Source organism: Massilia aurea (assembly GCF_024753205.1).
Taxonomy (GTDB): Bacteria; Pseudomonadota; Gammaproteobacteria; order Burkholderiales; family Burkholderiaceae_D; genus Telluria; species Telluria aurea.
Genome location: NZ_JANUGZ010000001.1, coordinates 649,427 through 661,649, shown reverse-complemented (window position 1 = coordinate 661,649; position 12,223 = coordinate 649,427). Strand labels below are relative to the sequence as shown.

At 69.0% G+C, this 12,223-nt stretch carries 4 protein-coding genes; all 4 read left to right on the top strand.

Annotation, left to right across the window (positions count from 1 at the left end; all coding sequences use genetic code 11):
* The first annotated feature begins 57 nt into the window (after window positions 1-57).
* The 4 genes from NX775_RS02700 (at window position 58) to recD (ending at window position 12,181) form a co-directional block, all read left to right on the top strand.
* The gene (locus tag NX775_RS02700) at window positions 58-3,111 is read left to right on the top strand and encodes a CHASE domain-containing hybrid sensor histidine kinase/response regulator family protein (protein ID WP_258834593.1); all 3,054 of its coding nucleotides are present in this window, start codon (window positions 58-60) and stop codon (window positions 3,109-3,111) included.
* Between the two features lie 72 nt (window positions 3,112-3,183).
* Window positions 3,184-6,612 (top strand): exodeoxyribonuclease V subunit gamma, encoded by a 3,429-nt coding sequence (gene recC, locus NX775_RS02695; protein ID WP_258834592.1) that lies wholly within the window; start codon window positions 3,184-3,186, stop codon window positions 6,610-6,612.
* A 9-nt stretch (window positions 6,613-6,621) separates the two neighbouring features.
* Window positions 6,622-10,269: an exodeoxyribonuclease V subunit beta gene (gene recB, locus NX775_RS02690; RefSeq protein WP_258834591.1), complete on the top strand. Its 3,648-nt coding sequence runs from the start codon at window positions 6,622-6,624 to the stop codon at window positions 10,267-10,269.
* Window positions 10,256-12,181, top strand: a complete 1,926-nt coding sequence (gene recD, locus NX775_RS02685) for an exodeoxyribonuclease V subunit alpha (RefSeq protein ID WP_258834590.1) — start codon at window positions 10,256-10,258, stop codon at window positions 12,179-12,181. Before recB ends, recD begins: the two co-directional genes overlap by 14 nt.
* Window positions 12,182-12,223 lie beyond the last annotated feature (42 nt).

The following is a 12,223-nucleotide window of genomic DNA, read 5'->3' as shown; positions in this document are numbered from 1 at the left end:
TATACTCATCTTGATTCTTACCAATATGCGGGGCATGCAGCGCCCGAGAGGGAAAGCATGAAGCGATCAGCTTTGCGTGGCGCCCGCGCCATCGAACTTGCCGCCGCGCGCGTGAGCCGGCCCATCGTGCTGTGGGGCGGCGGCGTCCTGCTGGCGCTGGCGATCGGCATGCTGCTGCATGCGGTCGCCAGTGCCGCCGTCGAGACCGACGCCCGGCGCCGCTTCGACAACCTGGCGCGCGGCGCCCAGGAACGGCTCGACAACGCCATCGCCTCGTATGCCCGCGCCGTGCGCGCGATGGCCGCCCTGCATGCAGCCGGCGGCGGCAGTGCGGTGCCCGACCGCGCATCGTTCCATCGTTACGCAGCGGCGCTCGACCTGCCAAATAATTATCCGGCCATCGAAGCCCTGACGTTTGCCACGCGCGTGCCCGACAACGAGCGCGATGCCTTCGTTGCCGCCATGCGCGCCGACCGCAGCGTCGATGTGCGCGGTTACCCGGATTTTCAGATCTTTCCGGCCGGGTGCCGCCCGTGGTACGAAGTGGTGACCTACCAATACCCGGCCGACAAGCCGACCCGGCGGCTCGGCTTCGACATGGCGTCCCGGCCGCTGGTCGCGCGGGCGCTGTCACAGGCGCGCGACAGCGGCACGATCGTCGCATCGGGGCAGCCCGTGTTCCTGCCCGACCCGGTGCCGCACAATGCCCTCGGCATGCGCGTGCCCGTGTACGTCGGGGGCGTGCTGCCCCTGGGCGTGGGCCAGCGCCGGGCTGCCTATCTGGGCTCGTTCGGCATTTTCTTTTCGGTGCAGGAAATGGTGCGCAATGCGCTCGTCTCGCTCGAGGCGCAGCCGCTGCGCGTGAGCCTGTATGGCACCGGGCGCCGCTATACCGGCCGGCCAGGCGCGCCGGTGGCGGGGGATATCCTGCTGCATGGCGTGGACGTGCGCCGCGCAACACCGGATCCGGCGCTGCATTTTGTGTCGGTACTGGGCGTAAACTACGTCGGCAACGGCTGGACAGCCCACTTTTCGGCGCCCCGCGCCAAGATGCTGGACGGCGTCGACCGCTTTGTGCCCTTGGGCGCGCTGGCCGCCGGTTTCATCGGCACGCTGCTGATGTACGGGCTGTTCCTGGCCCAGTACCGGGCGCGCCGCGCTGCCGTCGAGCAGCGCCTGCTGCTCGACACGGTGCTCGACAACCTCGATGCCGAGGTATACCTGAAGGATGGCGCGCGCCGCATCCGCTATCTGAATGCCAAGGGCGCCTCGCGGCTCGGACGTCCGGCGACGGACCTGATCGGCCGGCCCGATGTCGAGGCGATGGACGCGGGTCAGGCCGACGCCACCTGGGAGCTGGATCGCGCCGTGCTGCGGGCCGACCGCCAGAGCAGCGCGCAAGTGACCCAGGCCGGCCCGGACGGCGCCACGCGCCAGTTGTGGAGCGTGCGCGTGCCGCTGCAGGTCGACGAAGAGCCGGCAGTGCTGTGCGTGTCGACTGACATCACCGAGCTGCACCGCCTGAAGGCGCGCGCCGACGCGGCCAGCAAGGCCAAGAGCGACTTCCTGTCGAACATGAGCCACGAGATCCGCACGCCGATGAACAGCATCATCGGCATGACGCACCTGGCGCTGCAGGCCGGGCCCGATCCGCGCCAGCGCGACTATCTCGAAAAGATCTACCACTCGGGCCAGCACCTGCTGGGCATCATCAACGACATCCTCGACTTTTCCAAGATCGAGGCCGGCATGCTCGAACTGGCGACCGAACGCTTCATGCCCGACGCCCTGATGCGCAACGTCGAGGCGCAACTGAGCACGGCGGCTGCCGCCAAGGGCCTGGGTTTCGATATCGAGATCGCGCCCGAGCTGATGCGGCCCCTGTGCGGCGATTCGCTGCGCCTCGAACAAGTGCTGCTCAATTTTGCCGGCAACGCCGTCAAGTTCGCCGAGCGTGGCCGCATCACGATGCGGGCACGCCTGGCGCATGCATTTGGCCCGGAAATCCTGGTGCGCTTCGAAGTCGAAGACCGCGGCATCGGCATCGCGCCCAACGCGCTGCAGCACCTGTTTACGCCATTCCAGCAGGCCGACCAGTCGGCCACGCGCCAGCACGGCGGCACCGGCCTGGGCCTCGCGATCAGCCGCCAGCTGGCCGAGCTGATGGGCGGTGAGGTCGGCGTCACCAGCACCCCTGCCGTGGGCAGCATCTTCTGGTTCACGGCGCGTCTCGCGCTGGACGATGGCGCCGGCGCGCGGGTGGGGGCGGGCGCAAGTTCGGGCCTGGGCGCAGCGCCCGCGCCGGCCCAGGCACGCCTGGACGGCTGCGCCGTGCTGCTGGTCGAGGACAATCCGTTCAACCAGCAGGTGGCGCGCGAACTGCTTGAACTGGCCGGGGCCGACGTCGTCGTGGCGGGCAATGGCGAAGAGGCGTTGGCAGCAATGGCACAGGCGCGCTTCGACTGCGTGCTGATGGACGTGCAGATGCCGGTGATGGATGGCCTGGAGGCGACCCGCCGCATCCGGCGCGATCCGCGCCTGGCCGACACGCTCGTGGTGGCGATGACGGCCAATGCCGGCGTGGACGACCGCGCGCGCTGCATGGCGGCCGGCATGAACGAATTTCTCGCCAAGCCGGTGGTGCCGGAACTGCTGGCCGCCACCATCGCGCGCTGCCTGGGGCGCACCACGGCGCCGGTGTCGGACGTCGCCGTCAACCTGCCCGCGACCATGGCCCCGGGCAGTGCGGTGCTCGACGTGGCGCTGCTGGCCGCGACGGCCGGTGGCGACCTCGAACGAATGCGCAAATACGCGTTCCTGTTCCTGGACACCACGCGCGAGAACCTGGCCGGTATCGACACGGCGCTGGCAGGGGGCGATCTGACCCACACCGCGAGCCTCGCGCACCAACTGAAGTCGGCGGCGCGCGCGGTCGGCGCCACGGCGTTCGCCACCATCTGCGAAGACCTGGAAGCGCAGCCGGTGCGCGAGCTGCGCGGGGACGGCACGGCGCAGGCGCGGGCATTGACAGCGCGCCTGCGGGCGCTGCTGGTGCGCATCGAGCGCGAGGTCTCGGCGCAGTTTGGCAGCCGCGCCAGCGATGGCCGCTGACCGGCCCTTTTGGCCCTACCGCCAGGGGGCCAAACGCGGTATGCTTTGGTCCCGATTGCCCACGCCCAGCGCATGTCTGCCCCGATCACTCCCGGTCTCTTGATCCTCCACGGTAACCAGATGGAGCTGCTGCGCAGCGCCGTCTTCGACTGGCTGCGCAACCATCCTTTGGGCCCGCTCGAGGAAGAGATTTTTCTCGTCCAGTCGAATGGCGTGGCCGAGTGGCTCAAGATTGCGCTGGCCGAGGAAAACGGCGTCTGCGCCGCCACCCGCGTGGCGCTGCCGGCGCGCTTCATGTGGGAAGCCTACCGGGGCATGCTGGGACGTGAGCGCGTGCCGCAGCGCGCGCCGTTCGACAAGGATCCGCTCACCTGGCGCCTGATGCGCCTGTTGCCGACGCTGCTGCAGGACGACGGCTACGCGCCACTGGCGCGCTTTCTCGCCGATGGCGACGCCGAGCGCCGCCTGCAACTGGCCGAGCGCGTAGCCGACCTGTACGACCAGTACCAGGTGTACCGCGCCGACTGGCTGGCCGATTGGGCTGCGGGCCGCGATGTGCTGCGCCGCGCGAGTGGCGACGTGGTTCCGCTCGCGCCCGAGCAGCGCTGGCAAGCCTGCCTGTGGCGCGCCGTGCACGCGAGCCTGCCCGAGGCGCAGCGCGAGAGCGGCCGCGCCACCATCCACGACCAGTTCCTCGCCGCCGTCGCGGCGGACGTTGCGCCGGCCAGCCGGCTGCCGCGCCGCGTGGTGCTGTTCGGGATGTCGACGCTGCCGTACCAAACGCTGCAAGCGATCTCGGCGCTGGCGCGCCACACGCAGGTGCTGTTCGCGGTACCCAATCCGTGCCAGTTCTACTGGGGCGACATCATCGAAGGCAGCCAGCTGCTCAAGGCGGCGCGCCGCCGCCAGCCGCAGCGCGAGGGCGTCGACCTGGGCACGATCCCGATCGAGGAAATGCATGTCCACAGCCACCCGCTGCTGGCCAGCTGGGGGAGGCAAGGCCGCGATTTCGTGCGCATGCTCGATGAATTCGACCAGCAGCACGAGGCTGGCGAACGCGGCGAACGCGGCGAAGGTGGAGAAAGCGGCGCAGGCCAGCCTGCGCCGCTGCGCGTCGACCTGTTCACCGATGACGATGGCGGCACGCTGCTGTCGCAGGTCCAGGCCGCGGTGCGCGACCTGGTGCCGCTGTCCGAGCACCCGCATGTGCCGCCGATGCTGGATGATCGTTCGATCGAGTTCCACGTCACGCACAGCGTGCAGCGCGAAATCGAGGTGCTGCACGACCAGTTGCTGTCGTGGTTTGCAGACGACCCGACGCTGCGCCCGCGCGACGTGGTGGTGATGGTGCCCGATATCGATGCGTTCTCGCCTGCGATCCACGCGGTGTTCGACCAGCACCGGCGCCACGATCCGCGCCACATCCCGTTCGAGATCGGCGACGTGCGCGACCGCAGCGTCAATCCGCTGCTGGTCTCGCTCGAGTGGCTGCTGCGCCTGCCCCAGCAGCGCTGCCGCCAGAGCGAGGTGCGCGACCTGCTCGACGTGCCTGCCGTCGCGCGCCGCTTTGGCGTGACGAGCGAGGACCTGCCGATCCTGGGCCGCTGGATCGATGGCGCCGGCGTGCGCTGGGGCCTGGACCACGACCACCGCGCGGGCCTGGGCCTGGGAATGACGGGCGAGCAGAATGCCTGGATCTTCGGTGTGCGCCGCATGCTGCTGGGTTACGCCAGCGGCGCCGGCGCCAGTTTCGGCGACATCGAGCCGTACGCCGAAGTCGGTGGCCTCGATGCCGCGCTGGCCGGCTCGCTCGCCCAACTGGTCGAATGCCTGCTGACGTGGCGCGGCCGGCTCGATGCATCGCTGCGGCCAGCCGAATGGGGCGAGGCGGCGCGCGAGATGCTGTCGTGCTTTTATGCGGCCGGCGACGAAGCCGACCGCCTGACGCTGTCGAACCTGGGCGAGGGTCTGCAGTGCTGGCTCGAGACCTGCGCCGGGGCCGGCTTCGATGAGCCGGTGCCGCTGGCGGTGCTGCGCGAAGCGTGGATGAATGAACTCGATGCGCCCACGCTGAATCACCAGTTCGTGTCGGGCGGCGTGACCTTCTGCACCCTGATGCCGATGCGCGCGGTGCCGTTTCGCGCCGTCTGCCTGCTGGGCATGAACGATGGCGACTTTCCGCGCCGCGCGCGCCCGTCCGACTTCGACCTGCTGGCGCTGCCCGGCATGGCGCGTCCCGGTGATCGTTCCCGGCGCGACGACGACCGCTACCTGATGCTCGAGGCTTTGCTGGCTGCGCGCGACAAGTTCTACGTGAGCTGGGTCGGGCGCAATGTGCGTGACAACAGCGAGCAGCCGCCATCGGTGCTGGTGGCGCAGTTGCGCGACTACCTGAAGGCCGGCTGGGACATGGACGACCTGCATCACATCACGACCGAGCATCCGCTGCAGCCGTTCAGCCGGCGCTACTTCCAGCGCGGCGGTCTGCTCACGTACGCGGGCGAATGGCGCACCGCGCATGGCACCGATGACCGTCCCGTCGATGATGCGCTGCCGGCCTACGAGCTTGAACCCGATTTTGTCCTCAAGCTGGGCGAACTGGCCAGTTTCCTGCGCCAGCCGGCGCGCTTTTTCTTCCGCCGCCGGCTGGGCGTCGTGTTTGCCGATGCCGCGCACGTGGGCGACGACGAAGAGCCGTTTGGCCTCGATGCGCTGGAGCGTTACCAGATCGAAGACCACCTGCTGGACGACAGCGGCGAGGCCGAGGCCATCGGCGACGTGCGCGCCACGCTGGCGGTGCGCGCCGAACGTCTGGCGCGCGAAGGCGTGCTGCCGATCGGCCTGATGGGGCGCATGTGGCAAGAGCAGCTGGTCGAGAGCCTGGCGCCCGTGCGCACCGAGTGGCTGCGTCTGGGCGCGCGCTTCCCGCAAGCGGCGCCGAAATTCGCCGTCAGCCTGCTGCTGGGTGACATCCATCTGGACGACTGGATCGATCGCCTGCGTTCGAGCGGTGAGGGCAGTGCGTGGCTGATGCAGATCTCGTCGAAGGTGCTGGACCGGGCCGGCAATCCACGCGGCGACAAATTGATCGCGCCATGGCTGCGCCAGCTTGCGGCCGCCGCTGCCGGCAATCCCGTGACGGGTTATCTGGTGGCGCGTGACGGGGTGCTCGAGATGGCGCCGCTGGCGCAGGAGGCGGCGCTTGAGACGCTGCGCGACTTGGTGCGCCTGTGGCGGGCCAATCTGGACAGTCCGCTGCCGGTGGCGTGCAAGACGGCCCTGAGTCACCTGGCGCAGGGCGATCCGCGCGCGACTTACGATGGCGGCTTCGAGCTGCGCGGTGAGGTCGATGACCTGTGCCTGGCGCGCCTGTGGCCGGACTTCGACGCGTTGAAGAGCGCCGGCGGCTGGCCCGATCTGGCCGAGGAACTGTATGGACCGTTGGCACGCTGGATGCAGGACTGCGTCAAGATCAGGCCGTTGCAGGAGTCGGCTACATGAGAAAAAAAGATGAGCACCAAACTTGAACCGGTCGATTTCCCGCTGCACGGCTCGCGCCTGATCGAAGCATCGGCCGGCACCGGCAAGACCTGGACCATCGCCGCGCTCTACGTGCGCCTGGTGCTGGGGCATGGCGGGCAGGATGCGTTCGTGCGGCCACTGCTGCCATCCGAAATCCTGGTAATGACGTTCACGCGCGCCGCCACGCGCGAACTGGCCAATCGCGTGCGCGAGCGGCTGGTGCAGGCAGCAAGCTACTTCCGCGGTGAACTCGACATGGTCGATCCGTACCTGCACGAACTGGCCGCCAGCTACACGGCAGGCAGCGAGCGCCAGATCGCCGGGCACCGCCTGTTCATGGCCGCCGAGACGATGGACGAGGCAGCGATCTTCACGATCGACGCCTGGTGCCAGCGCATGCTGCGCGAGCACGCCTTCGACAGCGGCAGCCTGTTCGACGAAGAACTGGTCAGCGACGAGCGCGAACTGTTCGAGGACGCCGCGCACGATTACTGGCGCCAGCAGGTCTATCCGCTGGGCGCCGATTCGCTGGCGATCGTGATGGACAGCTGGCGTGACGTCGAGGCGCTCAAGACGAGCGTGCGCGAGCTGGTGCGGCGCGACGCCTTGCTCGGCGCGCTCGCGACCGAACCACTTAAGCAGCTGGTGGCGCGGCTGGCCAAGGCGCAGCGCGAAGAGCTGATGCGCCTGAAGGACGGCTGGTTCGAGCGCGCCCACGAGATGGAGCGCTGGATCGCCGGTCACCGCGAGCGCCAGCCCAAGTGCTTCAACGGCAATAAAATGCGCGCCGATTCGCTCGTTAAATGGTTCGAGGCGCTGCGCGCGTGGGCCACGGACCCGGCGCGCCACATGCCCGACTTGACCGAAACGGCGTGGCGCCGCCTGACCCCGGACGGCATCGCCGATGCGTTCAGCAAGGACTTTTCGACCGACGTGCCGGACTGTTTCGACGCCACCGCCGCGCTGCAGGCCAGCCTCGCTGCGCTCGACCCGATCGCCCACGCGCTGCTGCGCCACGCCGCCGGCCATATCGGCGCGCGCATGCAGGAGCTCAAACGGCGCAACCGCCAGTTCGGCTTTGCCGACATGCTCGAACGCCTGAAGGTTGCGCTCGAAGGCGAGAACGGCGCCGCGCTGCGCGCGCGCATCGTGGGTCAGTATCCGGTGGCGCTGGTCGATGAATTCCAGGACACGTCGCCCGACCAGTACCGCATCTTCGACCTGCTGTACCGGGTCGAGGCGAACGACGTGGAGCACGGGTTGTTCTTGATTGGCGACCCGAAGCAGTCGATCTACGGCTTTCGCGGTGCTGACATCCACAGCTACCTGGCTGCGCGCCGTGCCACCGCTGGCCGCCACTACCAGCTCGACACCAATTACCGCTCGACCGCGCCACTCGTGAGCGCTGTCAATGGCCTGTTCCTGCATGCAGAGGGCGCGCATCCGGGCGCGGCGTTCCGGTTCCGGCGCGGCGACGACAACCCGCTGCCGTTCGACGCGGTCAAGGCGCAAGGCCATCGCCGCCATCTTGTGGGCATGGGCGATGCCACTGGCGCACTGACCGTGAACATCGTGGACCGCGCCGACCTGAAGGCCGACGACTACCGCGATGTGTTTGCCCATCACTGCGCCGAACACATTGTCGGCCTGCTCAACGATGCGCGCGTGGGCTTCGACGACGGCACCGGGGAGACCGATGGATTCACGCGCCTGATGCCGGCCGATATCGCAATCCTCGTGCGCGACCGGCGCGAAGCCGGCGCCATCCGGCGCGCGCTGATGCGGCGCAAGGTGGCCAGCGTCTACCTGTCCGACAAGGACTCGGTCGTCGAGAGCGACGAAGCGGCGGACGTGCTGCGCTGGCTGTACGCGGTGGCCAATCCGCTCGATGGCGCGCTGGCGCGGGCGGCGTTTGCCACCGCCACTGCCGGCCTGGGGCTGTCTGAACTAGCGCAGTTCTCGCATGACGAGATGGTCTGGGAAGCCCGCGTCGAGCAACTCAAGGCGCTGCACGGGAGCTGGCAGCGTCAGGGCGTGCTGGCGATGCTGCGCCGCTTCATCCACGAACTGGGACTGCCGGCACGCCTGCTGCGCGAACCGGGCGGCGAGCGGCGCCTGACCAATCTGCTGCACCTGGCCGAACTGCTGCAGGAGGCCAGCAGCCAGCTCGAGGGCGAACAGGCGCTGATCCGCTGGTTCGCCGAACAGATCGATGGGCTGGGTTCGAGCGGCGACGAGCGCGTGCTGCGCCTGGAAAGCGACGCCGAACTGGTCAAGGTCGTCACGGTCCACAAGTCGAAAGGCCTGGAATACCCGCTGGTGTACCTGCCGTTCGCCGTGACGGCGCGCGCCACCAACCGCCGCAACCGCGCGTTCTTCGAGTACGTGGACGATGCCGGCATGCGCCATCTCGACCTGGCCCTGACCGACGACGCGCTGGCGGTGGTCGACCGCGCCCGCATCGAGGAAGACCTGCGCCTGCTGTACGTCGCGCTGACGCGTGCGCGCCACTTCCTGTGGCTCGGCGCAGCGGCCGTCTCCGGCACGCGCAAGGGCGAGAACAAGCTGCACGAATCGGCCCTTGGCTATCTGCTGGCCGGCGGCGACGCGATCGCCGCCGAGGCGCTGCGCGGGCACTTCGATGTCGTGGCGAGCAGCGCTGACGGCATCTCGCTGCACGCGTTGGCTGAACCGGATGAGTTGACGATGCTGTCGCGCCAGGACATCCGCCCCGACTTGCTCGATGCGCCGCGCTACCGCGCCGAATTCGAGCGCGACTGGTCGGTCGGCTCGTTCACGTCGCTCACGCGCCATGCGATCGCGCCGCCCACGCCGATGCGCGCGCAGGACCAGACGCTGATGGAGGACGTGCCGCAGGCAGCCACGCCGCCCCGCATCGAGGACGCGCCATGGCACCGTTTCCCGCGCGGCTCGGTGCCGGGCAACTTCATGCACGAGCGGCTCGAATGGCTGGCGCGCGAAGGTTTTGCCTGTCTGGACGAACCGAACTGCGAGACGCGCCTGGTGCAGCATATCGAACGTGCGGGCTGGGGCCACCGCCTGTCCGATGCGCTGGCGTGGCTGCGCGAGATCGTCGATACGCCATTGCCGCCACTGAATGCGCGCCTGCGCGACCTGCACGGCGTGCTGCCCGAGATGGAGTTCTGGTTCCCGAGCGAGCACCTCGACCTGCAGCGCCTGGACGCGCTGTGCCGCACACATCTGCTGGGCGGACTTGAGCGGCCCGTGCTGCCCGAGCGTGTGCTGCATGGGATGCTCAAGGGCTTTGCCGACCTGGTGTTCGAGCACGAAGGCCGCTACTGGGTGCTGGACTACAAGTCCAATGCGCTGGGGCCGGGCGACGCGTCGTACAGCCAGGCCGCAATGACTGCGGGGATGGCCGAGCACCGCTACGAGATCCAGGGCAGCATCTACCTGCTGGCCCTGCACCGACTGCTGCGCGCGCGCCTGGGCGACGCTTACGAGCCCGAATACCAGCTGGGCGGCGCCGTCTTCATGTTCCTGCGCGGGATCGCCAATCCGGTGACGCGCGGCTGCTGGGTGCTGGCGCCCGACCTCGAGCTGCTGGATGGACTGGAACGCTTGCTGGACAAGGATATACATGGCGAAGCTTGATGCCGATATCGACGGTCTGTGGCGCGAGATCGGTGCGCTGACCGAAGCGGGTGAGCTGCGTCGCCTGTCGGGCGCGTTCGCGCGCTTCATTGCGCAACTGGGCGACGCGCCGCCGGCGCTGATCCTGGCGGCGGCGGTGCTGTCCGAGCTCGAAGGCCATGGCCACAGCTGCCTGCAGCTGGACGACCTGGCCGCCGGGCCGGCGCTGCTGCTGGGCTGGAGCGACGACCTGTGGCGCCAGCTGGCGCAGGCGGCGGCGCCGCTGCCGCGCGGCGTGGCAGGGTGGAGCAAGCTGCTGGCGCATTGCCAGCAGGTCTGGATCCGGGGCGAATTCGATCTCGACCAGCCGCTGGTGCTCGATGGCCAGCGCCTGTACCTGCGGCGTTACTGGCGCGACGAGACACTGGTGGCGCAGGCCGTGCGCGAGCGCGCGGCGGCCACGCATCCGGTGGATACACCGCTCGTGCGCAGCTGGCTCGACAAGCTGTTCGCGGCGCAGCCTGGCGCGCAGGGACCGGACTGGCAAAAGCTCGCCTGCGCCGTGGCGCTGCGCAGTTCGGTGGCGATCATTACGGGCGGCCCCGGCACCGGCAAGACCTACACGGTAGCGCGCCTGCTGGCCCTGTTGTTCGCGACGGCGCCGGAAGCAGGCCGCCAGCGCGTGGCGCTGGCCGCACCGACGGGCAAGGCGGCAGCGCGCCTGAAGCAGTCCATTGACAAGGCCTTGAATGAACTGGCGGATCGTGTCGGTGGCGATCTGCCGCTGCGCGAACTGACGGCGCGCATGGGTGCTGCGCGCACGCTCCACAGCCTGCTCGGGGCGCGCCCCGATACGCGCGCGTTCGCGCACCACCGCGGCAATCCGCTCGACGTCGATGTGCTGATCGTCGACGAGGCATCGATGGTGCACCTGGAAATGATGGCGAGCCTGCTCGATGCGCTGCCCGTTGGCGCGACCCTGATTCTGCTGGGTGACAAGGACCAGCTGGCGTCGGTGGAGGCGGGCGCGGTGCTGGGTGACCTGTGCCATGCCGCGCACGAAGGCCACTACAGCGCAGCGACGATCGACTACATCGAGGCCGCGAGCGGCGAAATCATCCCGGACATCTATCGCGGCGACGGCGGCGCGCTGGCCCAGCAAACCGTGATGCTGCGCTACAGCCGCCGCTTCGGCGGGCCGATCGGCCAACTGGCGCTGGCGGTTAATGGCGGCGACACCGCGCGCGCCGAACAGGTCCTGCGCGCCGGGGACGAGAGCGTACGCTGGCTCGAGCATGCGCAGCCGGCCCAGCTCCTGCAACTGGCGCATGCCGGCTATGCGCCATACCTGCAACTGCTGCGCGACGGCGCCAGTGGCGAGCACGAAGACTGGGTGCGCCGGATCCTGCTCAGTTTCGAGACCTTCCGCATCCTGTGCGCGGTGCGCGATGGCGAGTGGGGTGTGGCGGGCCTGAACGAAGCCATCGAAAAACGGCTCGCGGCCAGTCACTTGCTGCGCCATGGCGCCGAGTGGTATGTCGGTCGGCCGGTCATGGTCACGCGCAACGACTACTCGACGCGCGTGTTCAACGGCGATATTGGCGTCACGCTGCCGGATCCGGCGCGCGCCGGCGCGCTGCGCGTGTACTTCCTCGAAGGCGACGCGGTGCGCAGCGTGCTGGCCACGCGCCTGCGCAATGTCGAAACGGCGTTCGCGATGACCGTGCACAAATCGCAGGGCTCGGAGTTTCGCCACACGGTGCTGGCGCTGCCGCGCGAGCGCAACGCGGTGCTCACACGCGAGCTGGTCTACACGGGCATCACGCGCGCCAGCGAGGTGTTTACGCTCGTGACGCCGGGCGGCGACGTGCTGCAGGAAGCGATTGCCAGCCGCACGCACCGCACGAGTGGGTTGCGCGATCTGGTGGCGTAATGGGGCACCCATCCAGCGTCGTGAGAATGCGCGCATTTGACG

What these genes read in the sequence shown, in the direction of transcription:
- NX775_RS02700 (WP_258834593.1), top strand. Translation starts at nt 58, where the DNA reads ATGAAGCGATCAGCTTTGCGTGGCGCCCGCGCCATCGAACTTGCCGCC.
- recC (WP_258834592.1), top strand. Translation starts at nt 3,184, where the DNA reads ATGTCTGCCCCGATCACTCCCGGTCTCTTGATCCTCCACGGTAACCAG.
- recB (WP_258834591.1), top strand. Translation starts at nt 6,622, where the DNA reads ATGAGCACCAAACTTGAACCGGTCGATTTCCCGCTGCACGGCTCGCGC.
- recD (WP_258834590.1), top strand. Translation starts at nt 10,256, where the DNA reads ATGGCGAAGCTTGATGCCGATATCGACGGTCTGTGGCGCGAGATCGGT.